Annotated in this window: 24 protein-coding genes, 1 pseudogene and 1 riboswitch; of the genes and pseudogenes, 10 read left to right on the top strand and 15 right to left on the bottom strand. The window is 73.5% G+C overall.

The genetic code is table 11. From position 1 onward, the window contains the following. Positions 1-47 precede the first annotated feature (47 nt). Positions 48-1,001 (top strand): hypothetical protein, encoded by a 954-nt coding sequence (locus tag ACN27B_RS11560; protein ID WP_099162929.1) that lies wholly within the window; start codon positions 48-50, stop codon positions 999-1,001. After that, entirely contained in the window at positions 1,001-1,936 is a 936-nt protein-coding gene (locus ACN27B_RS11555) for a hypothetical protein (protein WP_091565176.1), read from the top strand. The genes ACN27B_RS11560 and ACN27B_RS11555 overlap by 1 nt, the downstream gene beginning before the upstream one ends. A gap of 16 nt (positions 1,937-1,952) precedes the next feature. On the opposite strand, the gene ACN27B_RS11550 is transcribed toward ACN27B_RS11555, so the two are convergent. From ACN27B_RS11550 to ACN27B_RS11540, 3 genes are all read right to left on the bottom strand, one after another. Then, a complete protein-coding gene (locus tag ACN27B_RS11550) occupies positions 1,953-2,804 on the bottom strand; it encodes a menaquinone biosynthetic enzyme MqnA/MqnD family protein (RefSeq protein WP_099162931.1) in 852 nt (283 codons plus the stop codon). Positions 2,805-2,928: 124 nt separating this feature from the next. Next, positions 2,929-4,179 carry an MFS transporter gene (locus tag ACN27B_RS11545; RefSeq protein WP_422744884.1) on the bottom strand — a complete coding sequence of 417 codons (1,251 nt, stop codon included), beginning with the start codon at positions 4,177-4,179 and terminating at the stop codon, positions 2,929-2,931. A gap of 45 nt (positions 4,180-4,224) precedes the next feature. Next, positions 4,225-4,806 carry an ArsR/SmtB family transcription factor gene (locus tag ACN27B_RS11540; RefSeq protein ID WP_396820891.1) on the bottom strand — a complete coding sequence of 194 codons (582 nt, stop codon included), beginning with the start codon at positions 4,804-4,806 and terminating at the stop codon, positions 4,225-4,227. Between the two features lie 102 nt (positions 4,807-4,908). On the opposite strand from ACN27B_RS11540, the gene ACN27B_RS11535 reads away from it, so the two are divergent. Further along, a complete protein-coding gene (locus tag ACN27B_RS11535; protein ID WP_422744882.1) occupies positions 4,909-5,295 on the top strand; it encodes a nitrilase-related carbon-nitrogen hydrolase in 387 nt (128 codons plus the stop codon). 151 nt (positions 5,296-5,446) lie between these two features. Beyond that, positions 5,447-7,492 carry a HelD family protein gene (locus tag ACN27B_RS11530; RefSeq protein ID WP_422744880.1) on the top strand — a complete coding sequence of 682 codons (2,046 nt, stop codon included), beginning with the start codon at positions 5,447-5,449 and terminating at the stop codon, positions 7,490-7,492. A gap of 180 nt (positions 7,493-7,672) precedes the next feature. Here the strand turns inward: ACN27B_RS11530 and ACN27B_RS11525 are convergent, their stop codons facing one another. Genes ACN27B_RS11525 through ACN27B_RS11510 form a run of 4 tightly spaced genes read right to left on the bottom strand, consistent with a single transcriptional unit; the run spans position 7,673 to position 9,896 of the window. Next, positions 7,673-8,272, bottom strand: coding sequence for a hypothetical protein (locus ACN27B_RS11525; protein ID WP_099162936.1), 600 nt, complete (start codon positions 8,270-8,272; stop codon positions 7,673-7,675). 4 nt (positions 8,273-8,276) lie between these two features. After that, positions 8,277-8,630, bottom strand: coding sequence for a YbaB/EbfC family nucleoid-associated protein (locus tag ACN27B_RS11520; RefSeq protein ID WP_099162937.1), 354 nt, complete (start codon positions 8,628-8,630; stop codon positions 8,277-8,279). Between the two features lie 9 nt (positions 8,631-8,639). Beyond that, positions 8,640-9,566, bottom strand: a complete 927-nt coding sequence (locus ACN27B_RS11515; RefSeq protein WP_422744877.1) for a WXG100 family type VII secretion target — start codon at positions 9,564-9,566, stop codon at positions 8,640-8,642. A 9-nt stretch (positions 9,567-9,575) separates the two neighbouring features. Continuing rightward, complete coding sequence (locus ACN27B_RS11510) at positions 9,576-9,896, bottom strand: type VII secretion target (protein WP_422744875.1); 321 nt, start codon at positions 9,894-9,896, stop codon at positions 9,576-9,578. A 149-nt stretch (positions 9,897-10,045) separates the two neighbouring features. Between ACN27B_RS11510 and ACN27B_RS11505 the strand changes: the two genes are divergently transcribed. The 3 genes from ACN27B_RS11505 to ACN27B_RS11495 all read left to right on the top strand — a co-directional run bounded on the left by ACN27B_RS11505 (position 10,046) and on the right by ACN27B_RS11495 (position 12,536). Beyond that, a complete protein-coding gene (locus ACN27B_RS11505) occupies positions 10,046-10,936 on the top strand; it encodes an ABC transporter ATP-binding protein (protein WP_422744873.1) in 891 nt (296 codons plus the stop codon). Positions 10,937-10,945: 9 nt separating this feature from the next. After that, on the top strand, positions 10,946-11,683 hold the full coding sequence (locus ACN27B_RS11500; protein WP_091565198.1) for an ABC transporter permease: 738 nt from the start codon (positions 10,946-10,948) through the stop codon (positions 11,681-11,683). Between the two features lie 94 nt (positions 11,684-11,777). Continuing rightward, positions 11,778-12,536, top strand: coding sequence for a VOC family protein (locus ACN27B_RS11495; protein WP_422744871.1), 759 nt, complete (start codon positions 11,778-11,780; stop codon positions 12,534-12,536). A 92-nt stretch (positions 12,537-12,628) separates the two neighbouring features. Here ACN27B_RS11495 and ACN27B_RS11490 read toward each other — a convergent pair whose 3' ends face one another. From ACN27B_RS11490 to ACN27B_RS11475, 4 genes and pseudogenes are all read right to left on the bottom strand, one after another. After that, positions 12,629-13,393 carry an ABC transporter ATP-binding protein gene (locus ACN27B_RS11490; RefSeq protein ID WP_422745923.1) on the bottom strand — a complete coding sequence of 255 codons (765 nt, stop codon included), beginning with the start codon at positions 13,391-13,393 and terminating at the stop codon, positions 12,629-12,631. A gap of 104 nt (positions 13,394-13,497) precedes the next feature. Next, on the bottom strand, positions 13,498-14,595 hold the full coding sequence (locus tag ACN27B_RS11485) for a FecCD family ABC transporter permease (RefSeq protein ID WP_099164818.1): 1,098 nt from the start codon (positions 14,593-14,595) through the stop codon (positions 13,498-13,500). 68 nt (positions 14,596-14,663) lie between these two features. Continuing rightward, positions 14,664-15,596: an ABC transporter substrate-binding protein gene (locus ACN27B_RS11480; RefSeq protein WP_099162943.1), complete on the bottom strand. Its 933-nt coding sequence runs from the start codon at positions 15,594-15,596 to the stop codon at positions 14,664-14,666. A 107-nt stretch (positions 15,597-15,703) separates the two neighbouring features. Then, positions 15,704-15,797, bottom strand: a riboswitch (cobalamin riboswitch). Positions 15,798-15,917: 120 nt separating this feature from the next. Then, a pseudogene (locus ACN27B_RS11475) lies at positions 15,918-17,228 on the bottom strand (M14 family metallopeptidase); the annotation flags it as partial. Between the two features lie 205 nt (positions 17,229-17,433). On the opposite strand from ACN27B_RS11475, the gene ACN27B_RS11470 reads away from it, so the two are divergent. Beyond that, positions 17,434-18,774 (top strand): C39 family peptidase, encoded by a 1,341-nt coding sequence (locus ACN27B_RS11470; RefSeq protein WP_422744868.1) that lies wholly within the window; start codon positions 17,434-17,436, stop codon positions 18,772-18,774. 51 nt (positions 18,775-18,825) lie between these two features. Here the strand turns inward: ACN27B_RS11470 and ACN27B_RS11465 are convergent, their stop codons facing one another. From ACN27B_RS11465 to mqnE, 4 genes are all read right to left on the bottom strand, one after another. Beyond that, positions 18,826-19,305, bottom strand: coding sequence for a hypothetical protein (locus ACN27B_RS11465; protein ID WP_099162946.1), 480 nt, complete (start codon positions 19,303-19,305; stop codon positions 18,826-18,828). Between the two features lie 61 nt (positions 19,306-19,366). After that, complete coding sequence (locus ACN27B_RS11460) at positions 19,367-19,645, bottom strand: DUF4229 domain-containing protein (RefSeq protein WP_098744053.1); 279 nt, start codon at positions 19,643-19,645, stop codon at positions 19,367-19,369. A gap of 27 nt (positions 19,646-19,672) precedes the next feature. Further along, the gene (locus ACN27B_RS11455) at positions 19,673-20,101 is read right to left on the bottom strand and encodes a hypothetical protein (protein ID WP_099162947.1); all 429 of its coding nucleotides are present in this window, start codon (positions 20,099-20,101) and stop codon (positions 19,673-19,675) included. Positions 20,102-20,108: 7 nt separating this feature from the next. After that, complete coding sequence (gene mqnE / locus ACN27B_RS11450) at positions 20,109-21,278, bottom strand: aminofutalosine synthase MqnE (protein ID WP_099162948.1); 1,170 nt, start codon at positions 21,276-21,278, stop codon at positions 20,109-20,111. A 229-nt stretch (positions 21,279-21,507) separates the two neighbouring features. On the opposite strand from mqnE, the gene ACN27B_RS11445 reads away from it, so the two are divergent. Both ACN27B_RS11445 and ACN27B_RS11440 read left to right on the top strand, forming a co-directional pair. Further along, a complete protein-coding gene (locus ACN27B_RS11445) occupies positions 21,508-23,139 on the top strand; it encodes a C40 family peptidase (protein ID WP_172967868.1) in 1,632 nt (543 codons plus the stop codon). A gap of 202 nt (positions 23,140-23,341) precedes the next feature. Then, positions 23,342-24,784, top strand: a complete 1,443-nt coding sequence (locus ACN27B_RS11440; RefSeq protein WP_422744864.1) for a hypothetical protein — start codon at positions 23,342-23,344, stop codon at positions 24,782-24,784.

Genomic DNA, 24,784 nt, shown 5'->3' with positions numbered 1-24,784 from the left:
GCGGAAGCGCCGGTCCCCCCGGCCAGACATCTGGAGCTCACCCACTCATGCGACCTCGCGTGACCATGGTGCTCGCCATCGTGGCGGTCCTCATCGGCGGCGTCATGCTGGTCCCCGCCGCGTACGCGAAGCTCTCCGGCGGCGACGGCGGAAGCGGCCTCGGCGGCATCGGCGGCGGCCAGCAGGTGCCAGCGCCGAGCCCGACCGCGCCGCCGGCCCCGACGCTGGCCGACGCCCCGGTCTCGGTGAACTTCAAGGGCGAGTTCTTCTCCTGGGCCCTGATGGACCGCAAGACGGGCCGGATCACCGGCGCGAAGAACATGACGTCCACGAACTCGACCGAGTCGATGATCAAGGCGTGGATCGTCTCCGACTATCTGCGCCAGCTCGGCGACAAGCCGCTGAGCGCCCAGCGGCGGCAGCAGGTCGTCACCGCCATCCGGGACAGCAACGACAACGCGGCCGAGTCGCTCTACAACGCCGGCAAGCGCCGGCCGGTGCTCGAACGGATGATCAAGGTCTGCAAGCTGACCGACACGAAGCTCGAATCCACGTCGGCGAAGTGGGCGTACACCCAGATGTCGCCGCGTGACGCGGTGCGGATGGGCACGTGCATCGGGGACGGCCGCGCCGCCGGCCCGAAGTGGACCGACTTCGTGCTCAGCGAGATGACGAAGGTCCGGGGCGGCGTCAAGGACCAGAAGAGTGTCACCGTGCAGGGTGGGCGTTGGGGCATCATCGACGGCCTGCCCGCCTCGGTGAAGGCGCAGGGGCCGGTCAGCATCAAGAACGGCTTCACCATGCTCTGGGCCGATGTGCAGTGGCACGTGAACTGCCTGGCCATCACCGACGACTGGACCCTGTCCGTGATGATGCGCTACCCGCAGAAGAACGGCCTCGACTACGGCGCCAAGGTGTGCGCGAGCGTCGCCACGCAGCTCGTCACCCCGCAGCCCGGCGCGGCGCTCAAGGTGCCGCAGCAACCCGTCGGGAAGCTCTGATGGCCGGCGCCCGCCGCCGGCCCGGCAGCCACCGCCGGCCGCTGGCGTTCAGCGCCGTGGCCCTGGCCCTGGTCGGCCTGCTGGTCCTCTCGCTGCGGCTGGTGCCCGGCTCGCCGTTACGGACGACCTCCACCGCACACCCCGACGTGGCCGGCGACCGGTCCACCACCCAGCCCACCGACCGCAACGCCCGACCCCGACCCGCCCCGTCGCCGTCCCTGGAACCCCTGCCGTTCGCGGCCCAGGACCTCGACGACCTCGACCTCAAGGGCTGGTACGCCTGGTCCGTCCTGGACAAGCGGACCGGGAAGATCATCGGCTCGACGAACATGGGCGAGACGAGCACCACCGCGTCGCTGATCAAGGCGTGGGTGGTCGCCGACTACCTGCGCCGCAGCGCCGAGGCGGGCAAGACCCCGAGCGACGCCAAGCTGGCCGACGCCACGAAGATCATCCGGGACAGCGACAACACCCGGGCCCAGGAGTTCTACGAGAGCGTGGGCAGCGCGGCGTCGATCAAGCGGCTCATCTCGATGTGCAAGCTGACCGACAGCAAGGTGGCCGCCGACGGCGGCTGGAGCCGGACGCTGCTCTCCCCGCGCGACACCGCGCGGCTCGGACTCTGCATCGACGACGGCCGGGCGGCCGGGCCGAAGTGGACGAAGTGGCTGCTCAACGAGATGCGGCTGGTCCGCGGCGCCGGCGACTTCGGCATCCGCAAGGCGTTCCCCGCCGGCGAGCAGAAGAAGATCGCCATCAAGAACGGGTGGATCGACCGGCAGAAGGAAAAGGAATACCACGTCAACTGCCTGGCGATCGGTGACACCTGGACCATGGGCGTGATGGTCAAGAGCCCGTTCAGCGTCGGCGGGTGGGACTACGGCATGAAGGCCTGCGAGCAGATCACCGAGGCGCTGCTGCGCCCGGCGACCTGACCCGCGCCCCGGGCACTCAGCCCTGGAAGAACTCCGGGCCGTCCGCCGGCAGCGCCGGCACCTCCCCGTACGCGGCCGCCCGGCGGGCGAACTCGCGCAGCCCGGCCACCTGCCGCTCGCCCAACGAGAAGTCGAGCGTGCGGAAGTAGGTGGCCAGGGTGGCCGCGTCGAACGGCTCCCAGCGGGCCGCCGCCTCGGCGACCTGGTCCAGCTCGGCCAGGCACAGGTCACGCGAACGCAGGAACGCCTCGTGCACCTCCTTGACCAGGCCGGGATGCGCGGCGGCGAACTCCCGGCGTACCGCCCAGACCGCGAACACCATCGGCAGCCCGGTCCAGTCGTGCCAGGCCTGACCCAGGTCGGTCACCGCGAGGCCCTTGCCCGGCGCCTCGTACAGCGCGCGCAGCGCCACGTCGCCGATCAGCACCCCGGCGTCGGCCTCCAGCAGCATCTGGGTCAGGTCCGGCGGGCAGCGGAAGTATTCCGGGCGCACCCCGTGCCGCTCGGCGAGCAGAATCTGGGCCAGCAGCACCCCGGTACGCGAGGTGGAGCCCAGCGCCACCCGGGCGCCGTCCAGCTCACCCAGCGGCTTCGTGGACACCACGTTGACCGAGAGCACCGGGCCGTCGCTGCCCACCGCCAGGTCGGGCAGGAGCAGCAGCTCGTCGGCGTGCTTCAGGAACTCCACCAGCGTGATCGGGCCGATGTCGAGGTCACCGGCGACCAGGTCGGCGCTGAGCCGGTCCGGCGAGTCCTTGTGCAGGTCGACGTCGAGCAGCGCGCCGGACCGCATCAGACCCCAGTAGATGGGCAGGCAGTTCAGGAACTGGATGTGCCCCACCCGGGGGCGGGCGATGCGGTCGGCCATGTCCCGACCGTATCCCCGCCGCCCCCGCCCCGCCCCACGGGCCGGCCGGTAAGTGGTTCATGCCGCACCGGGGGGGGAAGGAGGGGCCCCCTGTTAACGCATTCGGTAGAGGAGGGGGCCCCGGTTAACCGCCCACCCCCGCCGGGGACGGCGCGGCGACGGGGGCGGCGGCGCGGTCGGCGCGTACCGCCCGGCGGACCGGCCCGGCCAGCGCGACGACCACCAGCAGGCCGGCCACCCCGCAGCCGGCGACCAGCGGCCGGGGCCCGGCCACCTCCAGGAGCAGGCCGCCGACCAGGAAGCCGCCCATCCCGGCGCCCTGCACCGCCGCGCCGAAGACCGCGAACGCCCGGCCCCGGGCCTCCTCGGGCACCCGGCGCGCCAGCAGCAGCTGGTCGAAGACGTTGTTGCCACCGTTGGCCACGCCGCCCAGCAGCCAGACCGGCACGAGCAGCCACGCCACCGGCACCGCCGCCGAGACGAGCACCGCCAGGCAGCAGCCGCCGAGCAGCGCCAGCCCGGCCCCGAGCAGCGCGCCGTCGTCGGCGAGCCGCCGGGCAACCCGGGCGAACACCCAGGCGCCGACCACGATGCCCAGCGTCCACGCGCCGGTGACCAGCCCGTACACGGTGGTGGAGCTGTCCAGCGTCTCCCGGATGAAGAAGACCTCGATCACGTTGATCGCCCCGACCGCGCCGACCACCGCGGCGACGCTGCCGACCATCACCATCAGCAGCGGGTCGCGACGCAGCCGCCACGCGGGCGTGACCGCCGTCGCGGCCCCGGCCGCCGTCGACCCACGCCCACCCCGACGGGTACGGATGAGCAACCCCGCCACCACCAGCGCGAGGTAGGTGCCCGCGTCGACGAGCAGCGGCACCCGGGTGCCGAACTGACCGACGAGGAGCCCGGCCAGCGCGGGCCCGGCGAGCGCGCCCAGCGTGCCGGCGGTCTGGTTGAGCGCGCCGGCCCGGGGCAGGTCCGCGGGTCGGACCATCACCGGCACCAACGCGGCGAGCACCGGCTGGGTGACCGCGAGCCCGGTGGCGAGCAGCGCCACCAGCGCGATGACCAGGACCGGGTCCCGCGCGTACGCGAGCGCCACGCAGATCCCCGCCTGGACCAGGCCGGCGGTGACCAACAGGACCCGGCTGTCCACCCGGTCGGCGAGGCGGCCGGTCAGCGGGGCGAGTGCGACCAGCGGCAGCGTCGCGGCGAGCAGCAGCCCGGAGACGGCCAGGCCACCGGCCCCGGCGGACTGGAGCGCGAGCGTGAGCGCGGTGGCCGCGAGGAAGTCGCCGCAGCTGGAGACGCCCCGGGCGACGGTGGCCAGCCAGACGTCGGACCAGCGCGAGCCGTCAGATGTGAAGGACATACTTCGAAAATATTCCTTCACACCTGCCGCGCGCAAGACCCAGGCTCAGTCGATCGGCATCGCCCGGTACTGCATCGCGACCTTGCGAACCCCAGCCGGCGGATCGGTCCGGGCCCGCTGCCGATAGGGCGCGATCAGCGCCTGGATCGCCTGGTTGACCTCGACCAACTCCTCCGAAGTCAGCAGCAGCACGCTGTCGCTGAGCCAGGTCGCCTCGTACCACTCGCGCGGCTCGTCCGGCGCGCGGCGCAGCCAGTCCCGGACCCGCTGGGCGTCGCGCACCAGGTGCGCCTCGACCAGCGCCGCCTCGGCCGCCCGGGTGTCCGGGTCGGCGTCCGGCCCCGCGTCGACCGAGTACGACGCGTTGACCGCCTCCCACACCCGCTCCCGTGCGTCGCCTCGACCCGGCGCCTCCCGGACCAGGCCGAACTTCGCCAGCTCGCGCAGGTGGTAACTGGTCGCGCTCGGCGACAGGCCGGCGATCTCGGCGCACTCGGTGGCGGTCACACCGCCCTCCACCGCGCTGAGGTGTTCCATGATCGCCATTCGGGCCGGGTGCGCGAGCGCCCGCATCACCTGCGGGTCGCTGATCGTCACCCGGCGCCGCTCGGGCCGCGCCTCCGTCATGCCTCCATGATTGCCGTCCGCACGTCCCCGCCGACATTCGGGGACGACGCCCCGGCACAGCGCCGCCTAGGCTGTCCGATCACCGTCGAAAGGGCACCGACCATGCGGACGTCCGTCGTCATCGGCCAGGTCCCCACCGGTTGGGACGTGGCCCGCAACCTGACCGGCATCGCCCAGGTCGTGGCCACCGCCCGGCCCGGCGACATCGTGCTCCTGCCCGAGGGTGCACTCTCCGGGTACGCCCCGGACCTGTCCCCCCTGGCGCGTCTCGACCTCCACGCTCTCGAACGGGGCATCTCCCGGCTGGCGGCACTCGCCCGGGAGCACGCCGTCCACCTCTTCTGCGGCTCACTGCTGCACGACGACGGCGCCTGGTGGAACACCGCCCTCTACTTCGCGCCGGACGGCGGGCGGTGGACCTACCGGAAGATCAACCTGGCGATGAACGAACCGCAGTCCGGGCATCATGCCACCTTTCATCAGCCGTAATTCGGTGGCGCCGGCGGCTGGAGGGCCGTAACGTGGACGGCCGCCCGACGGCCGCGGTGAGCACGCACCGCAGCGGACGTCCCCGCGCCGGGAGCAGGCCAACCGCCCCGGACACGCGAGCGAGCATCATGTTGAGCCTTGGGAGTTCACAGTGCCCGCAACAGAACTGGAAGACGCCACGACCCTCGACGCCGATCTGGCCGCCGAGCGCGCCCACCTGGACACGTCCCGCGCCGCGTTGCGCCGGATGCGGGAACGCGCCGAGGCGCTCTTCGCCACCGGCGACAAGGTGGCCGGCGACGCCTACACCGCCGAGCAGCTCGGTCGGCACATGGCCCGCCGGGTCAAGGAGCTGGCCGACGACCCCACCACCCCGCTCTTCTTCGGGCGGCTCGACTTCGGCGAGACGGACCCGGACCACGCGGGGCGGGACTACCACGTCGGGCGGCGGCACGTCACCGACGAGCGGGGCGAGCCGCTGGTGCTGGACTGGCGGGCCCCGGTCTCCCGGTCGTTCTACCGGGCCAGCGCCCGCGACCCGCAGGGCGTCGCGGTGCGCCGCCGGTTCGGGTTCAGCGCCGGCGTGCTCACCAGCTTCGAGGACGAGCACCTGGACCGGGGTGAGGAACTCGGCACCGCCAGCCGGATCCTCACCGCCGAGATCGAACGCCCCCGCGTCGGCCCGATGCGGGACATCGTCGCCACCATCCAGCCCGAGCAGGACGAGCTGGTCCGGGCCGACCTGGCCGACTCGATCTGCGTCCAGGGCGCGCCGGGCACCGGGAAGACGGCGGTCGGGCTGCACCGCGCCGCGTACCTGCTCTATCTGCACCGGGAGCGGCTGCGCCGGTCCGGCGTACTGATCGTCGGGCCGAACCGGGCGTTCCTGTCGTACATCGCGGCGGTGCTGCCCGCGCTCGGCGAGGTCGAGGTCGAGCAGGCCACGGTCGAGGACCTGGTCGCCCGGGTGCCGGTCCGCGCGGTCGATGACCCGGCCGCCGCGACGCTCAAGCACGACGTGCGGATGGCCGAGGTGCTGCGCCGTGCCGTCGACGCCCACATCGGTACGCCGACCGAGCCGATCATGGTCTCGGACGGCTCGTTCCGGTGGCGGATCGGGCTCGACCCGCTGCACCGGCTGGTCGCCGAGACGCGGCAGGAGGGACTGCCCTACGCCGTCGGCCGGGAACGGGTCCGGGCCCGGGTGGTGGGACTGCTGCAACGCCAGGCCGAGGCACGCCGGGCGGAGTCACCGAGCGACGCCTGGCTGCGCCGGATGAGCCGGATCAAGCCGGTCACCGATCTGCTCGACGCGGTCTGGCCGGCGCTCACCCCGGAGGGGCTGCTGCACCGGCTGCGCACCGACGCCGACGCGCTCGCCGCCGCCGCCGACGGCCTGCTCACCGGAGCGGAACAGGAGCTGTTCCGCTCCGGGAAGGTGGCGCGGACCGCGAAGGCGACCCGGTGGACCGCCGCGGACGCGGTGCTCGTCGACGAGGTGGCCGGGCTGCTGGAGCGGCCCGCCGGCTTCGGGCACGTGGTGGTCGACGAGGCGCAGGACCTCTCCCCGATGCAGTGCCGGGCCATCGCCCGGCGCAGCGAGCACGGCTCGATCACGCTCCTCGGCGACCTGGCCCAGGGCACCGCGCCGTGGGCGGCCACCGACTGGCGGGACTCCCTGGCGCACCTGGGCAAGCCGGACGCGGCGGTGGTGCCGCTGAGCGTGGGCTTCCGGGTGCCGGCCGCCGTGGTGGCGTTCGCGAACAGGCTGCTGCCCGCGCTCGCCGTCGACGTACCCCCGGCCCGGTCGCTGCGCCACGACGGCGCGCTCGACGTGCGTACCGCCGAGGACCTGACGGCCGCGACGGTGGCCGAGGTGCGGGCGGCGCTCGCGCACGACGGCTCGGTCGGTGTGATCGCCGCCGACTCCACCGTGGACGCCCTCCGCGCGGCCCTCGCCGAGGCGGGCGTCGAGACCGCGACCGCCGACGACGTCGAGGCCGCGGCGCGGGTCACCGTGGTCCCGGCGACGCTGGTCAAGGGCCTGGAGTACGACCACGTCGTGGTCGTCGAGCCGGCCGCGATCGTGGCCGCCGAGCCGCGCGGCCTGCACCGCCTCTACGTGGTGCTGACCCGGGCCGTCTCCGGGCTGGCGGTGCTGCACCGCGAGCCGCTGCCCGCGCCGCTGGCCGGCTGAGTCGCCTGACGTCGGTCACCCGCGCCCGTGGCTGCCGGCCGCGTCGCTCAGCCCGACCGGCGTCGCTCAGCCCGACCGGCGTCCGTCGGCCCGACCGGCATCGCTCAGCCCGACCGGCATCGGTCAGCCGACCGGCGTCCGTCGGCCCGACGGGCGTCGGGCGACCGCGTCCCGGAGCGGTCAGGCCGACAGCGCGGCGGCGACCCCGCGCAGCGGGCGACCCGACTCCGCGATCGGCACGGTGAACGACAGCCAGGATCCGTCGGCGAAATCGATCCGCAGCCGCTTCGGGTTGAGCCGGTGCCAGCCCACCCGGGCGGAGGCGACCTGCGACCGCGCGGCCGACCACGCCACCTCGGTCTCGGCCAGTGCCCGCTCCTCGGCATCGCGCCCGCCGAGCAACGCCACCGGGCCGGTGCGGCAGACCAGCAGCCGCCGGTCGGTGACCGCGAGCAGGGTCTCCCGGACCGCGCCGTCCGGGCGGGGCGGATTGATCGCCCGGTGCAGGCGGGAGGCGGTCGAGCCGGCGGCGCCGCGACCGGCGATCCCCCAGCCGACGAGGTCGACCAGGCGGTCGCCACGGTCCCAGGTGGCCAGTGGCAGGAGGACGTTGAGCAGCACGGACCCGACGGTCCGCCGGCCGGCCCCGGCGGTGGGCGACGGCTCCGGCGGCGGTGGCGGGGTCAGCCCTCCGCCGACATCGGCCTTGGCGTGGGCCAGCACGTGCTCGCCCGGCTCGACGAGCCGGTCGATCCGCTCGCGGTATCTGGTCTCGTCCATCGGCTCAGTATCGGTCGTGGTCGTAGCCGTCGTCGGTGCGGCGCTCCGCGGCCGGTGCGTTGCCCATCACCTCGCCGACGATCTCGCGCACCCGCGCGGCGGCGGCCTCCTGCGCGCGGTTCGCCGCGGCGGTCAACTCCTCGGCCAACGTGTAGGAGTCGAAGCGCATGGCCCGCGCGTTGATCTCGGTGGAGAGGATCCTGCCGTCGGCGGCGGCCACGACGGTGACCAGGCCGGAGTCGCTCACGCCCTCGGCGCTGCTCTGCTCCAGCTCGGCCATCCGCGCGCCGAGCTCACGCTGCCACCCGTCCAGGTTGCGGGCCAGCGCCTCGATCCGGTCCAGGGCCGGGAACGTCATGGCTGCCTCTCAGTTCACGATCGAGTCGAACACGTTCTGCACGCCCTTGGTGTACGGGCCGAGGTCCTCGCGGTAGGTGCCGTCCACCAGGTAGTTGCGGTCCTTGTGGCCGTCGGAGACGTCGTGCAGGCCCACCCCGGTGTCGAGCAGCGCGCCGCCGATGCCCGGGATGTTCACCGGGGACGCCTGGTTGATCGCGAACTTGCCCGGGAACAGGATGGCGGTGCGCTTCATCTTGAACGCGAACGCCTCCTTCGTGTAGCCGGACTTGTTCCACGCCTTGTACGCCTTCTTGGCCTTGCGCAGCTCCATCACCAGCTTGCGGTAGCGGGTGAGCAGCTCGGCGACCTTCTCCAGCTTGGTGACCAGCTTGGTGAGGATCTCCGCGAACCGGGCCACGATCTTGACCATGCGACCGACGGTGGTGGCCAGCCTGGCCAGCACCCGGACGACGGTGGCGGCCAGCGTCACGCCGGCGCTCAGCGCCGCCGCCACCGCGGCGATGATGACCTCGGTGAGGAACCAGAGCAGGAACTCGAGGATCAGCTCGACCAGCAGGTTGAACGCGTCGACCGCCGCGTTCGCGGCGTCGACCAGCACCTCCTTGGTGCCGTCCAGCCCCTTGGCCAGCTCCTCGATCGCCTGCTCGACGGATTCCATCGAGGCGTGGAACTTCTCCGCCGCGTCGCCGTCCCAGGCGCCGCGCAGGCGGGCCCGGTCGGCGACCTGGTCACCCGCGATCTGCCGGACCGCCTCGCCGGTGGTCAGCGCCAGCTGTGCCGCCCGCATCAGGTCGTCCGGCTCACCGGCGACCAGCTCCAGCAGCTGCTCGAACGGCCAGAGCACCGCGTTGGAGAGCGGCTTGAACGGATCGGGTGTGCCCGACACGATCTGCTCGAAGTAGGTCTTGTTGCGCTGGAGCGCCTCGGTGCTCATCCCGCCCCCTCAGGCGCCCGGCGTGAACATGTCGGTGGTCGCCACGTCCGTGCCGGTGTAGGCGGCGGCGGTGTCGGTCAGCCCCTCGGCGATGTCGGCCATCACCTCGGCGCCGTCCGCCAACCCCTCCAGGCAGGCCTCGAACTGCTCGGTGTACGCGGCGGCGAGGCTGAACGACGCGGGCATCACGCCGAAGGAGTGCCGGGCCACGTGCCCGTCGCCGAACAACCGGTGCAGCTCGCGGAAGCGGGTGGCCCGGTCCCGGGAGGCGGCGGCGAACGCCGTCAGCGCCTCCGGCTGGACGTCGAGATTCCTGCTCGGACTGGTCACAGACCCTCCCCAGTGTCCGGTCGGAAACCACCGTCGCCCTCGACGGCGCCACCAGACTAGGTGATGCGCACACCCCGGCAGGGGGCGGTGCGACTGGCGTGCACACGGTAGACAGAGAAGGCACGTTCCTTCGCCCGAGGAGTCCGCCGATGATCCTGGCCCACGCCGAACAGGTGAGCCGCCGCTACGGCGAGGTGCTGGCGCTGGACCGGGTCGACCTGACCGTCCGGGCCGGGGAGCTGGTCGGCCTGCTCGGCCCGAACGGCGCCGGCAAGAGCACGCTGATCAACCTGCTGGTGGGGCTGCGCCGCCCCACCGCCGGCCGGGTCGAACTGCTCGGCGGCGACCCCCGCGACCCGGCGAGCCGACGGCAGCTCGGCGTGACCCCGCAGGAGACCGGCCTGCCCGGCACGTTGCGGGTCGGCGAGGTGGTCGACTTCGTCTCCGCGCACTTCCCCGACCCGGTGCCCCGGGGCGAGCTGCTCGACCGCTTCGGCCTCACCGACCAGGTGCGCCGGCAGACCGGCGGTCTCTCCGGCGGCCAGCGACGCCGGCTGGCGGTGGCGCTGGCGTTCGTCGGCCGGCCTCGGCTGGTGGTGCTGGACGAGCCGACCACCGGGTTGGACGTGGAGGCGCGGCACGCGCTCTGGGAGGCGATCCGGGGCTTCCACGCCGAGGGCGGCACGGTGCTGCTGAGCAGCCACTACCTGGAGGAGGTGGAGGCGCTCGCGCAGCGGGTGGTGGTGATCGGCCACGGCCGGGTGCTCGCCGACGACTCGGTGGCGGCGATCCGCGGCATCGTCGGCGTGCGCCGGGTCAGCCTGGTCGCCGACGACCTGCCGGCGTTGCCCGGGGTGGTCGCCACCGAACGCGTCGACGGGCGCGTCCACCTGCTCACCGCCGACGCCGACCAGCTCGTCCGGGACCTGGTCACCACCGGCGTGGCGTTCCGCGACCTGGAGGTCCGCCCCACCTCGCTGGAGGAGGCGTTCCTCGCCATCACCGCCGACGACCGGCCCGCGCCCACCCCCGCCGTCTAGGAGACCGCCGTGCCGCTCGCCCTCGTCCACGCCCGCTACCAGCTGATGGAGATCCTCCGGGTCCCGGTGGCCGTGGTGGGGAGTGCGTTCTTCCCCGCCGCCTCGATGCTCTTCTTCGTGGTGCCGTTCGCCGGCGACGACCCCACCGGGGCCAGCTACGCCACCGCCGCCATGGTCACGTTCGCCGTGATGACCGCCAACATCTTCCAGTACGGCGTGGGTGTCTCCGAGGATCGCGATCAGCCCTGGAACCCGTACACCCGGACCCTGCCGGCCGGGCCGGCGCCGCGGCTGGCCGGGCGAATCCTGGCCGGCCTGGTGCTGACGTACCTGTCGATGGTCCCGGTGGTGGTGATCGCCGCGGTGGCGACCGCGGCCCGGGTGACCGCGCCGCAGTTCCTGCTCGGGCTCGGCGCCGTCGCCGTGATCTCGGTGCCGTTCACGCTGCTCGGCCTCTCGATCGGCTACTCGCTGCCGAGCAAGGCGGCGATCGTGGTGGCACAGGTGGTCTTCTTCCCACTCGCCTTCGGCGGCGGCCTGCTCTCCGGGCCGGACGACGCACCCGGTTTCATCAAGGCGATCGCCCCCTACCTGCCGACCCGGGGCGCCGTCGAGCTGATGTGGGCGGCCGTCACCGACTGGCAGCCCGATCCCCGGGCGCTGGTGATGCTGGTGGTCTGGGTGGTGGCGCTCGCCGCGGTGGCCGGTTGGGCCTACCGGCGGGACGAGGGTCGCCGCTTCAGCTGACCTTTTGTCCGGTTCCGGCCCGAGGGTCGATCCGACGGTGCCACGATGCCGGCAGGCGGGCCAGTGGGGGCCGCCCCGGCGAGAGGGGGCAACCGTGAACGGCGTCGAGCCCGGCACGCCCTGCTGGACCGACCTGGCCACCCCCGGCCTGGAGGACGCGAGACGGTTCTACCCGCAGCTGTTCGGCTGGACCGGACGGGTCTCGACCGAACCGGACGCCGGCGGCTACACGGTCTTCCTCAAGGACGGCAAGGCCGTCGCCGGCGCCGGACCGCCCGCCACGCCGGACCAGGTGCCGATCTGGTCGACGTACGTGGCGACCGACGACGCCGACCTGGTGGCCACCCGGGTCGAGGCGGCCGGCGGGCAGGTGGTGGTCTCCCCGTTCGACGTCGCCGGGCAGGGCCGGATGGCGGTGCTCGCCGACCCGGCGGGCGCGGTGTTCAGCGTCTGGCAGCCGATGGCGATGCGCGGGGCGGAGCTGTTCAACGTGCCCGGTGCCATGTGCTGGAACGAACTGGTCACGCCCGACCCGGAGGGCGCGCGGGAGTTCTACGCGCTGGTCTTCGGCTGGCATCCCGAGGAGCGACCGACCGGGCCGGTCGCCTACGTCGGGTGGCGCTGCGGCGCCCGCATCGTCGCCGGCATGCTGCCGCAGGCCGAGCCGCTGCCGGCCGACCTGCCGGCGTACTGGACGGTCTACTTCGCGGTGGCGGACGCCGACGCCACCGCGGCCCGGGCCACCGAGCTGGGCGGCACGATCCTCGTCCCGCCCCGCGACAACCCGGCCGGCCGTAGCGCCGCCCTCCGCGACCCCCAGGGCGCCCTCTTCTCCGTCTCCACCCTCCGCTGACCGCCCCCGTGTAAGGAGGGGCCCCTTCTTAACAGGTGGCGTTAAAAGGGGGCCCTTCCTCTACTGGAGGCGTTAAGAAGGGGCCCTTCCTTCTACCGCCGGCGGAGCGGGACCACGTGCGGCCCGTGCGGGCCGGGGAGGACGCGGACGTGGGCGCGGTAGTGGAGGCCCAGGAGGTCCTCGGTGAGCACCTCCTCGGGTGGGCCGGCGGCGGCCACCCGACCGTCGGCGAGCAGCACCAGGCGGTCGGCGTACTCGCCGGCGACGGAGAGGTCGTGCATGGTGGCGAGCACGGTCAGGTCGTGCTCGCGGCGGAGCTGGTCGACCAGTTCCAGCACCTCCTGCTGGTGCCCGATGTCCAACGCGCTGGTCGGCTCGTCGAGCAGCAGCAGCGTGGCGCCCTGGGCCAGGGCCCGGGCCAGGAAGACCCGCTGCCGCTCCCCGCCGGAGAGGGTGGCCAGCTCACGCCGGCCGAATCCACCCAGGTCCAGCCCGTCCAGCACGTCGTGGACGGCGGCGAGGTCGGCGGCCGACTCGCGGCCCAGCGGCGGGATGTACGGGGTGCGGCCCAGCAGCACGTAGTCGAAGACCGACATGCCGGCCGGCACCACCGGGGACTGCGCCACGGTGGCCACCACCCGGGCCCGGTCACGGCGACGCAGCGCGCGGATCGGCGTACCGAAGAGGGCGACCTCGCCCGCGCCGGTGAGCAGACCGCCGACGGCGCGCAGCAGGGTGGACTTGCCGGCGCCGTTGGGTCCGATGACGGTGACCCACTCGCCCACCGCGACGGTCAGGTCGACGCCGGCCAGGATCGGGCTGCCGCCCAGCTCGACCCGCAGGTCCCGGACCCGCACCGCGGCGGCGGGCTCGGCTCGCGAGCCCGGCTCACTCCTCGCGCTCACAGAGCCACCTTCCGTTCGCGACTGCGGGGCTCGCAAACCCGGCTCACTCCTCGCGCTCACTGGCCCACCCGACGGGCGGTACGCAGGATGAGGACGAAGAACGGTCCGCCGAGCACGGCGGTGACCACGCCGATCGGGATCTCGGCGGGGGCGGCTGCGGTGCGGGCGACCACGTCGGTCAGGGCCAGGAACGCGCCGCCGAAGAGCATCGACAGCGGCAGGATCACCCGGTGGCTGGCGCCGGCGAGCAGCCGGACGGTGTGCGGCACGATGATGCCGACGAAGCCGATCAGGCCGGACGCGGACACGGCGGCGGCGGTGCCGAGCGAGGCGGCGGCGATCAGCAGGTAGCGGGAGCGCTGCGGGTGCAGCCCGAGGCTGCTGGCCTCGTCGTCGCCGACGGAGAGCACGTCCAGCTCGCGCCGGTGCAGCAGCACCACCACGGCGGTGAGCGCGAAGTAGGGCAGGACCAGCCGTACGTCGTGCCAGCCGGCGGTGGCGAGCCGGCCGAGCAGCCAGGAGTAGACCTGCTGGATGGTGTCGGAGTGCTGTTGCAGCAGGTAGGTCTGCCCGGCGGAGAAGAACGCCGAGACCGCCACCCCGGCCAGGATCAGGGCGGCCGGTGAGCGGTCCCGCCCGCCGGCCGCGCCGAGCAGGTACGTCAGCACGACCGCGCCGAGCGAGCCGACGAACGCGGCGAGCGGGATGGTGACCGGCAGCCCGGTCAGCGCGCCGCCGGCCCCGGCGCCGAGCACGATCGCCACGGTGACCGCGAACCCGGCCCCGGCGGCGACCCCGAGCAGGTACGGGTCGGCCAGCGGGTTGCGGAAGACGCCCTGGTAGCAGCCGCCGGCCAGGGCGAGCAGCGCGCCGACGAGCAGGCCGAGCACGACCCGGGGCAGCCGCAGCTCGGTGACGATGGCGACCTCCCGCTCGGTGAGCCCGCTGTCCAGGTGCACGCCGGGCAGCAGGTTGAGCAGTTCGGCCGCGACGCTGCCGGGCGGCAGGTTGACCGGGCCGAGCGAGACACCGGCCACCAGCGCGACCAGGACCGCGGCGAAGCCGGCGAGCAGCCACCGCTTGCGCAGCCCGGCCGGCCGGGCCGGAGCCGCCACCGCGCCGGGTCGTGGTCCGCCTCGGCCGGGTCGGGGCAGCCGGCCGCCCGGCCGGGACGCGTCGGGCGTCCCGGCCGGCACGGCGTCCACCGGTCGCAGGGCCACGGTCAGGCCGGGACCTTGGCGGTGGCGTCGACGATCACCTTGAGCAGGTCGACCACGCGGGGCCCCCAGCGCGACGCGATGTCGTCGTCCAGCGCCACGATCTGGTTGTTCTTCACCGCGGTGACGCCGCCCCAGCCGCTGCGCGCCTTGACCGTGTCCGCGTTCTGCTGGCAGCACTTGGTGTCGGCGAGGAAGACGAAGTCGGGGTTCGCCTTGACGATGACCTCCTGGGACAGCTGCGGGTAGCCGCCGTTCTTCCCGTCGGCGTCGGCCGGGTCGGCGATGTTCTCCAGGCCGGCGAGCGCGTAGATGGTGCCGATGAAGGTCTTGCTGGTCGCGCTGTACAGCTCGGGACCCAGCTCGTGGTAGTAGGTCAGCTTCTCGGCGCGCTTGGGCAGGTCCTTGGTGAGCGCGGTGATGTCGTCCTTCATCCTGCGCACCACGGCGTCCGCCTCGGCCGGGTGGCCGGTGAGCTTGCCCAGGTCGGTGAGCTGCCGGTAGGTGTCGTCGAGCGTGCTCGCCGCCGGGGCGAGCAGCACCGGGATCTTCAACGCCACGAGCTGGCTGGCGATCTTGTTGGTGTCGTTGGCGATCACCACGAGATCGGGGTTCCTGCCGGCGATCGCCTCGGCGTTGGGCTGGTAGCCGGAGAGGTCGCTCTTCGGCGCGTCCGCCGGGTAGTTCGACTGGTCGTCGACGGCGGTGACCTGCTTGCCCGCGCCGATGGCGAAGAGCATCTCGGTCGAGGTCGGCGAGAGCGAGACGATCTTCTCGGGTCGCTTCTCCAGCGTCAGGTTGCCCACGCTGACCGGGAAGGCGCCACCGGAGCCGCCGGCGGCGGGGGTGTCGGTGGCGGTCTTCTCGGCGCAGCCGCCGAGCAGCAGCGCGCCGGCCGCGAGCGCGGCGGCGAAGAGCCGGGGGGTACGTCGGGACATCGATCCTCCTGTCGGTCGAGGAGCGTGGTGCTTCGCCGACAGGAGGGAAGGCCCGTCCGCGAGGCGCCCTTCCTCGAGAGCGCGTGTCGCGACCGGGCCGCAGGCGACCTGGCTCGTCCCACGTCCGTCGGCGCCGGCGGGAGGCCGACGCCGCGCGTACGGGGCATCACAGTTGCGGGACAGCGCCGGTTTCGCACCGGCTTCGCTGTGGCACGGTCGGTGCCACGGTAGCGCACGAGCAGCGGAGATCGTCCGGACGGGCGGGGTGGGTGGGGACCCCGGCGGGGGTGGAACCGGGATCCCCACCTCGTGGTGAGGTCAGCAGTACTGGCTCTGCTTGTTGATCGCCCGGTACGGGCAGTCGGCGTACTCGGACAGCAGCAGCACGGCCTCGCGGTTACGCGAGGTCTGCGCCGGGATCACCTCGTCGGGCGGGTAGAAGCCGCCGCCGGAGGCCGAGCCGGGGTACATCTCGAAGGTGTACGCCCAGATCTTGTGGGCGCCCCACATCCAGTCGATGCTGGTGCCGTCGGCGATGTAGAGGTCGCTGGACTGCTCCGGGGTGTAGCCGTTGGTCGCCGCCATCTGCCGACCGATGGTGGCGAAGGTGTTGTACTGGTCGGCGTTCATCCCGGTGGCGGTGTTGCTGTACGTGTAGCCGTACGGCCAGAGCACCAGCTGCGAGTAGGTGTGGAAGTCGATGTTCGCCTTGATCTGCTGCACGCCGCCGACGACCCGGCCGTTGACGAAGTTGCGCAGCGCCGCCGTCTCCGGGGCGGAGAAGGCGGACGGGCCGCGGTAGGTGTCCGACGACTTCGAGCTGGACGAGCCGCCGCAGCAGCCCCACTGGTAGCTCCAGTTGCGGTTCAGGTCGGTGCCGACGTACGAGGAGCCGCTGTTGGGCTGCCGGTTCTTCCGCCAGGAGCGGTAGGAGCCGGTGGCGATGTCGTACTCGCTGCCGTCCGGGTTGACCGTGGGGACGATCCAGATCTCCCGGGAGTTGACGATGTTGGTGATCCGGGAGTCGGTGCCGTAGTTGTCGGTGAACAGGTTGAGCAGGTAGATCGCCATCTCGACGGTCAGGTGCTCGCGGGCGTGCTGCTGGGCGTTGAAGAGGATCTCCGGTTCGCTCTCGTCGGTGCCGACGTTGTCGGAGATCTTCACCGCCATCAGGTCCCGGCCCTGGTAGGAGGTGCCGATGCTGAGCTTGCGGGCGATGCTCGGGTGGTCGGCGACCACCTGGTTCACCACCGTGGTCAGCTCGGCGTAGTCGTGGTAGTTGGAGTCGGCGGGCGGGAAGGCGTACGCGGTCGCGCCGCCGGCCGGTGCCGGCGCGACGTCCTCCTCCAGCCGGAAGCCGAGCCGGTTGATCGCGGCGGCCTCGGCGCTGGTGGCCGTGACGTGCAGCACACCGTGCTCGGAGTAGTCGATCGCGGCGCCGGTGCGGGCGACCGCGCTGCGGTCGGCGACGGTACGCGGGCCGAGCACCCGGTAGGCGACGGCGGCTGGTTCACCGGACCGCTCCGGGGCCGGGCGGGCGGCGGCCGGTCCGGCGGCCGCGGTGACGAGGGTCAGGCCGACGGCGGCGGCGAGCGCCAGCCGGCGGCGGAGCGGGGATGTGCGGAAGGCCATCGACAACCTCCTGGGGGTACGGGAGATCCCGTTGTCCGCACACTTCACCAGGAGTCACATGGTCATATCAACATCTGTCTCTTTGTGGGGGCATCCCGACCGGATCGTCACGCCGGCAATGATTTTCCATGCCTGAACATCTGGCGAAACTTCCCGCCAAGCGCGACAGTGAACGGCAACGATGCCGTTTCCCTGTGGAGCTGCCATGTTCGGAAGACCCCTGCGCGCGGTCGCCCTCGCCGGCCTCACCGCGCTCACTCTCCTCGGCACCACCGCGCCCGCCCAGGCGCACGGCCACCGGCCGGGTGTCACCCACGACGAACAGATCACGTTCCAGGAGTTCTCCCGCTACCCCGACTGGCGCGGCGGTTCCCACCAGGGCACCCGGGCCGTCCCGGGCCGCCACCCCGCGCTGACCATCGCCCGGCCCGCCGGCACGACCGAGTTCACCGACGAACACACCGGCACGACCCGGACCTGGGAGTACGCCACCTGGACCTCGCCGGAGCGGCGGATCGGGTTCGACGCCACCGAACTGGTCGCGTCGTGGAACGCCAGCACCCCGACCGGCACCTGGATCCAGGTCGAGCTGCACGGCACCTACAACACCGGCGCGCAGACCCCGTGGTACGTCATGGGCCGCTGGGCCTCCGGCGACCAGGACATCAAACGCGCCACGCTGGACGGTCAGGGTGACCCCTGGTCGAGCATCTGGACCGACACGTTCTCGATCGACGACGCTGCGGCAGGGGTGCTGCTGCGCTCGTACCAGCTCCGGCTGACCCTCTACCGCGCGCCGGGGCAGGCCGCCGCGCCGCAGGTCCGGATGGTCGGCGCGATGGCCTCGAACGTGCCGGACCGGTTCACCGTCACCCCGAGCCGGGGCGGCATCGCCTGGGGCACCGAACTGGCCGTGCCGCGCTACTCGCAGAACGTCCACATCGGGGAGTACCCGGAGTACGACGGCGGCGGCGAGGCGTGGTGCTCCCCCACCTCCACCGAGATGGTGGTCGAGTACTGGGGTCGCAAGCCCTCGGCCGAGGACACCGCCTGGGTCGACCCCTCCTACCCCGACCCGACCGTCGACCACGCCGCCCGGATGACCTACGACCACGAGTACGAGGGCGCGGGCAACTGGCCGTTCAACACCGCGTACGCGGCGAGCTTCCCCGGGCTGGAGGGGCGGGTCACCCGGCTGCACTCGCTGGACGAGGCCGAGCGCTTCATCAAGGCCGGCATCCCGGTGGTCACCTCGCAGTCGTTCCTGGCCAGCGAGCTGGACGGGGCCAACTACGGCACCTCCGGGCACCTGTTCGTGATCGTCGGCTTCACCGCCGACGGTGACGTGATCGTCAACGACCCCGCGTCCTCCTCCAACGAGGCGGTCCGCAACGTCTACCAGCGCGAGCAGTTCGAGCAGATCTGGCTGCGCACCAAGCGCTACCGGGCCAACGGCACGGTGGCCTCCGGCTCCGGCGGCATCGCGTACCTGATCAAGCCGACCGACCGGCGGTGGCCGGTGGTCCCGGGCTCGACCAACTGGTGACCCGGACCGGGGCCCGGCGCGTTCCCCGCGCCGGGCCCCGGTGCGTCGCTGTCAGAGGGACGGGGCGAACGAGACAGGCTCGCCCTCGGGCTTGGCGCGGCGGTTGCGCACCGTCCGCACGATGATCACCACCCACGCCACCAGCGCGGCGACGCCGGCCAGGGTCAGCCCGGTGACCAGCAGGTACGTCGACCCGCCGGTGGTGGAGAAGACCCCGGCCCGGGCGCCGGTGTCGCGCGCCGGGGCGGTGCCGCCCACGGCGAGGCCGTCCGGGGCGTCGTAGAGGATGACGTCGGCGCGCCGGTCGTCACCCTGGTCGGCGGCGAAGGTGCCGCGCCACTCGCAGTTGCGCCGGCCGCAGTCCTCGTACACGGCGGTGAACGTGCCCGCCGTGCCGCCACCGTTGTGCGCCTGCCAGGTGGGCAGGAGGTCGGTCGCACCCATCATCAGCCCGATGCCGGCGATCACCGGCAGGCCGATCCAGACGAACACCTTGGTCCGCCATCCGTCGATCTTGTTCAGGAAACTCACGGCGGCTGACCCTAGCGGCCGGGTCGGGCAGCCGCTGCCCCGTTTCCGGGCGGGCGGCGCGTCAGCCGTCCCGGCGCTCGCCCTCCGGCGCGGCCTGGTCGTCACCGGCGAGCGCGGACCGCAGCCGGTCCTTCTCCGCGCGGCGACGCTCCGACGCGTCGGCCATCTCCCCGGCCATCTGGTCCCGCCAGCCCTTGAGCAGGAAGAACGACAGCGCGGCGGAGAACACCAACGCCAGCATCAGCCGCAGGAACATGTTCATGTCGACGAACCAGAGGGCTGCCAGCACGGCGACGAACAGCCCGATCCGGCCCAGCGTGTACTTGACCGCCGCGCTCATGCCCGCAATTCCCACTCTCTCCGCGCCTCAGCCCGTCCGCCGGGCCAACCAGTGCACGCCATGAAACCAGATGACCGCGTAGACCACGGTGAACACCGCCGCGGCCAGCGCGCCGGTGAACAGCGCCGGCAGGCCGGCGGCCAGCCCGGCCACCAGCAGACCGGCGAGGACGCCGACCGCGATGCCGACCAGCGCGGCCAGCACCCGGGCCGCGCCGAACTCCCACGCCCGGAAGTCGTCCCAGAACAGCCAGAGCGGCAGGATCACCGCCAGCCACCCGTTGGTGCGCCCGAAACCGCCGGCGCCCACGGTGGCGAACGCCCACTCGAAGAGCAGCAGCGCCAGCAGCCCGATCACCAGGCCGGCGAGGGTCACCCCGAGCAGGTCGCCGAGGGTGAGGATGCGCCCCTCGGCGTCCCGCCGGGGAAACGCGCGCTGCTGCTCCGGCGTGCTCATCGCCGGGTCAGGCCCAGACCTGCTGCGGCTCGGAGCGACGCTCGGCCATCGACGGCGCGGCGTCGTACTCGCGGACGGTCTCGTAGCGGGTGTTCCGCTCCACCGGCCGGAAGCCGGCGTCCCAGATCAGGTGGAGCAGGTCGTCCCGGTGCATGGTGTTCGGCGTGCCGTACGAGTCGGCGTCGTGAGTGATCTTGTATTCGACGACCGAGCCGTCCAGGTCGTCCACGCCGAAGTTGAGCGAGAGCTGGGCCACCGAGAGCCCGTGCATGACCCAGAAGCACTTCACGTGCGGGACGTTGTCGAACAGCAGCCGGGAGACCGCGAAGGTCTTGAGCGACTCGGCCGGCGAGGCCATCGTGGTGCTGGCCTGGATCCGGTTGCGGATCTTCCCGTCCGCCGAGTCGACGAAGTCGTGCTGGTAGCGCAGCGGGATGAAGACCTGGAAGCCGCCGGTCTCGTCCTGCAGCTCCCGCAGCCGCAGCACGTGGTCGACCCGGTGCCGGGGCTCCTCGATGTGGCCGTAGAGCATCGTCGACGGGGTCTTCATGCCCTTGGAGTGGGCGAGCCGGTGGATCCGCGACCAGTCCTCCCAGTGGCAGGCGTGGTCGACGATGTGCTGCCGGACCTCCCAGTCGAAGATCTCCGCGCCGCCGCCGGTGAGCGACTCCAGGCCGGCGTCCATCAGCTCGTCGAGGATCGCGTCGGCGGTGAGCCCGCTGATCTTCTCGAACCACTGCACCTCGGTCGCGGTGAACGCCTTGAGGTTGACCTTCGGCAGCGCGGCCTTCAGCTCGCTCAGCACCTTGGGGTAGTAACGCCAGGGCAGCGTCGGGTGCAGGCCGTTGACGATGTGCAGCTCGGTGAGCTGCTCGTCCTCCATCTCCTTGGCCTTGCGCACCGCCTCGTCGATCCGCATCGTGTAGGCGTCCTTCTCGCCCGGCTTACGCTGGAACGAGCAGTATGCGCACGACGCGGAGCAGACGTTGGTCAGGTTGAGGTGGCGGTTGACGTTGAACATCACCCGGTCACCGTTGAGCTCCGTACGCCTGTGGTGGGCGAGCCGGCCCAGCCAGGTCAGGTCGTCGCTCTCGTAGAGGGCGATGCCGTCCTCGCGGGTCAGGCGCTCCCCCGCGTAGACCTTCGCTTCGAGCTCGCGCTTGAGTCCGGCGTCCATCCGAAAGCCACGTCCTTCCACCTGGGGTACCGATCGAGCGTACGTCGCGGGTCGGACGGACCGCCCACGCGGTCGGCGGCAGCGACCCGGTTCACCTCCCGTCACCCTCCGCACATCGACATCGCTGCGTCGGTGAGGTAAGACAGGGTGGGGCGGAACACACACCGGGGCCGTCCTGTCCCAACACGCCCACGACGCGTGGCGCGCACCAGACCGGACGGGGAGCGGAATGGTCGACAGCACCAAGGCCCGACGGCGACGAGGTCGGCAGCCGGTGATCTCACCGGTCCTGCGCCCGGCGCTCTGGTCCGCCCTCCTGGGGGCGGTCGCGGCCGCGGCGCTCGCCACCCCCGCCTGGGCCGACCCGCTCCCCGACACCGTGCCCAGCACCGGCTCCCGGCCTCAGGTCACCGGCACGCTCCAGTTGCCCACCGCGCCCGGCGCGGTTCCGGGCCAGCCCGGCGCCGTTCCCGGCCTGCCCGGCGCCACCGGCCCGGGCCGCACCCCGGGCCTCCCGGGCGCCACGACCGGCGTCACCAATCCCGCCGACGGCCCGCTCGTCGCGCAGATCAACCAGGTTGACGCGCTCGTCGCCCAGCTCGGCGACAACCTCCTGCGGGTCAAGGGTGAGCGCGACGCCGCGCAGACCGAACTGACCGCCGCCGCCGGCCGGCTCAAGGAGGCGCAGGACGCGCTCGTGCGCGCCCGGGACAACGCCAAGAGCGCCGCCGCCGACGCGGTCAAGGCCGACGCGGCGCTGCCGCCCGGCGAGTTCGGCAGCAGCCTGCGTGAGTTCGCCAACCTCCAGCGGATCACCCGGGGCGACCGGGCCGAGGGCGCGGCCACCACGTCGGTGACCGGAGAGCTGCTCCGGGCCACCACCGCCGAGCAGGTCGCCCGCGAGGCGCACGACGCGGTCCAGCGGCGGGTCACCGAGAAGACCGCGGAATACACCAAGGTCGAGACGGACCTGCACAAGCAGGAGGCGGCGCTGCTCAAGCTCCGCCGGGACAACGCCGCCAAGCTGCTGGACATCGAGCGCCGCGAGGACGTGGCCGAGCAGCGGCTCGGCAACTCGTACGTGGTCAACCAGAGCATCGCCGGCATGGTCGCCGACCCGCGGGCGCTCGCCGCCGTGCGCTACGCGCTGGCCCAGCTCGGCGACCCCTACCTCTGGGCGGCCGAGGGACCGGACCGCTTCGACTGCTCCGGCCTGGTGCTCGCCTCCTACCAGTCGGCCGGCTACCGCGGCCTGCCCCGGGTCTCCCGGGACCAATACTTCGCGACCCGCGCCCGCACCGTCGACCCGAACGCCCTCCTCCCCGGTGACCTGCTCTTCTTCGCCTCCAGCGGCAGTTGGACGAGCATCCACCACGTCGCCATGTACGTCGGCAACGGCAAGATGGTCGAGGCGCCGCGCACCGGCGACGTCGTCAAGATCTCGGTGGTCCGCTGGTCCCGGCTCTACGCCGCCACCCGCGTGGTCGGCGCGGTGCCCGCCCCGGCCACGCCCGTGCCGCCGCCGACCGTGCCGACGGCGCCGACCACCCCGGCCAAACCCACCCCGACGCCGAAGCCGACGAAGACGGCGACGCCCAAGCCGACCAGCTCGCCCAAGCCCACCGGCTCGCCCAAGCCCACCGACACGCCGAAGCCGACGCCGACCACCTCCAGCCCGTCGCCCACGCCGTCGACCAGCACCACGCCGCCGGCCAGCCCGTCCGACTCGCCGAGCCCGACGCCGAGCCGCACCGCCGGGGCCGAGCCGACCGGCAGCGCGGCGGAACCGAGCACGAGCAGCGTCGCGCCGTCGCGCACCGTGTCCGGCAGCGGATCCGCCAGCCCGAGCAGCGCCGACTGACCCAACCGTCCACTCCGGCTGTGCTCCCGGGCCGGAATGTGGCACGGTGAGATCCGGGCAGTTCCGGCCGACGCCATGGTCGGGGCCGAGCGCGGGTGCGGAGGGCGAGATGGGCGATAACGAGGTTCCGGCGGAGACGGTCCACCCGGGATCCACGCCCGACCCCGCCGTTGACCAGGCAGAACGGGCACAGCCGGGCCAGGTGGCCGTCGCCCGGGCCCGGGTGAGCGTCGCCGGCTCGGCCGTGCCGCCGCCGGACGAGGAGCTGCCCGCGCCGCCGGCCACCGCCACCACCTACCGGGCCGGCGCCCCGGCGGACGCGCCGCCGCCCCTGGACCGGCGCCGCCCCGGTGCGACGGTTCCGCCGTCCAGCTGGTCCGCCTTCGCGGCGGCCGACCGCCCGGCCACGCCCACCGAGTCGGCCGACCAGCCGCCCGCCGACCCGGCCGGCACACCCGACGACCCGCCCGCCGCCGTCCCGCCACCGCGGGCCTCCGCCTCGGCCCGGGTGCCCGCGCCGCGGACGGAGACCCCGACCGGCGGCCCGGGCGCGGGGGACGGCCCGGCGGGTGCCGGGGGTGCCGCCGACCGGCCGGCCGAACCGGCCACCTCCGCCGACGCCGAGGTGCCGGCCGGACGCGACCCGTCGCCCGAGCCGGCCGGCCCCACCGCCACGGCCCCGCCGCCCGCCGGCCCCACGGCCCCGTCGCCCGCCGGCCCCACCGCCCCGCCGGCGACCGGCGTCGCGCACGCCCGGGCCAGCGTCTCGGTGCCCGGCCTGAGTCCCGTCTCGGCCGACGAGGCCGCGGCCTCGGTGGCGGCCGCTCCCGCCGCCGCGCGGATCTACCGGGCGGGACCGGTCAACCCGGAACCGCCGGAGCCCGCACAGCCGCCGGAGCCGGCGGAGCCCCCGACACCGCACGGCCCGGAGCCCGAGCCGGCGCCGACCCCGGTACCGGGTCCGACGCCTCCCTCGCCCGCGCCGCCCGGGCCCGAGCCGGAGCCGCCGCTGCGTCCGGAGCCGCCGCTGCCCGCACCCCCGGCGCCCACGCCCGCGCCGCCGGTGCCGCCGGTGCCCGCGCCGCCCGTTCCGGGGCCGAACCCGCCCGGACCGGTCCCGCCGCTCCCCGGGCCGCCGACGCCGCCGCCGGGGCCGGCCGTACCTCCGCCCCCGCCGCCGCCCGGCCCGATGCCCGCGCCGCCGTTCCCGCCGCCGCCCGCCATGGCCGGCGCGCAGCCGGCCTGGGCCGTCGCGCCCGTGTCGGCGCCGCCACCACCCGCCGCGTCGCCGGTGGTGCCGGCGCCGGCGCTGCCGACCTGGCCGCCGCCGGCCGCCCACCAGGCCGCACCGACCCGTCCGGTGCGCCAGCAGTCGGGTGTTCAGGACCTGGCCTCGACCGTGTACGGCGGCACCGAGGGCCCCGGCTTCGCCACCGTCTCGCTGCCGCAGGGCGGTCCCACGGAGACCTCCGGTTCGCTGACCGGGCACATCCTGGCCCAGGGCTGGGCCGAGGACTCCCCGACCACCCGGGCCAGCAACACCAAGGTCATCATCGTGCTGGCCGTCGCGTTGACCATGCTGATCGCGATCAGCCTGCTCGTGGTCTTCCTGGCCAACGACGCATTGAGCGGGCTGACCGGCTGA

The organism is Micromonospora sp. WMMD754 (assembly GCF_049315235.1).
In the GTDB taxonomy this organism is placed as follows: domain Bacteria; phylum Actinomycetota; class Actinomycetes; order Mycobacteriales; family Micromonosporaceae; genus Micromonospora; species Micromonospora sediminicola.
Note: the sequence above shows the minus strand (reverse complement) of the source record. Positions and strands in the feature narration are given on the sequence as shown.

Coding starts and splice junctions, on each gene's coding strand:
- ACN27B_RS11560 (WP_099162929.1), top strand. CDS start 48: ATGCGACCTCGCGTGACCATGGTGCTCGCCATCGTGGCGGTCCTCATC.
- ACN27B_RS11555 (WP_091565176.1), top strand. CDS start 1,001: ATGGCCGGCGCCCGCCGCCGGCCCGGCAGCCACCGCCGGCCGCTGGCG.
- ACN27B_RS11550 (WP_099162931.1), bottom strand. CDS start 2,804: ATGGCCGACCGCATCGCCCGCCCCCGGGTGGGGCACATCCAGTTCCTG.
- ACN27B_RS11545 (WP_422744884.1), bottom strand. CDS start 4,179: ATGTCCTTCACATCTGACGGCTCGCGCTGGTCCGACGTCTGGCTGGCC.
- ACN27B_RS11540 (WP_396820891.1), bottom strand. CDS start 4,806: ATGACGGAGGCGCGGCCCGAGCGGCGCCGGGTGACGATCAGCGACCCG.
- ACN27B_RS11535 (WP_422744882.1), top strand. CDS start 4,909: ATGCGGACGTCCGTCGTCATCGGCCAGGTCCCCACCGGTTGGGACGTG.
- ACN27B_RS11525 (WP_099162936.1), bottom strand. CDS start 8,272: ATGGACGAGACCAGATACCGCGAGCGGATCGACCGGCTCGTCGAGCCG.
- ACN27B_RS11520 (WP_099162937.1), bottom strand. CDS start 8,630: ATGACGTTCCCGGCCCTGGACCGGATCGAGGCGCTGGCCCGCAACCTG.
- ACN27B_RS11515 (WP_422744877.1), bottom strand. CDS start 9,566: ATGAGCACCGAGGCGCTCCAGCGCAACAAGACCTACTTCGAGCAGATC.
- ACN27B_RS11505 (WP_422744873.1), top strand. CDS start 10,046: ATGATCCTGGCCCACGCCGAACAGGTGAGCCGCCGCTACGGCGAGGTG.
- ACN27B_RS11480 (WP_099162943.1), bottom strand. CDS start 15,596: ATGTCCCGACGTACCCCCCGGCTCTTCGCCGCCGCGCTCGCGGCCGGC.
- ACN27B_RS11470 (WP_422744868.1), top strand. CDS start 17,434: ATGTTCGGAAGACCCCTGCGCGCGGTCGCCCTCGCCGGCCTCACCGCG.
- ACN27B_RS11460 (WP_098744053.1), bottom strand. CDS start 19,645: ATGAGCGCGGCGGTCAAGTACACGCTGGGCCGGATCGGGCTGTTCGTC.
- ACN27B_RS11455 (WP_099162947.1), bottom strand. CDS start 20,101: ATGAGCACGCCGGAGCAGCAGCGCGCGTTTCCCCGGCGGGACGCCGAG.
- mqnE (WP_099162948.1), bottom strand. CDS start 21,278: ATGGACGCCGGACTCAAGCGCGAGCTCGAAGCGAAGGTCTACGCGGGG.
- ACN27B_RS11445 (WP_172967868.1), top strand. CDS start 21,508: ATGGTCGACAGCACCAAGGCCCGACGGCGACGAGGTCGGCAGCCGGTG.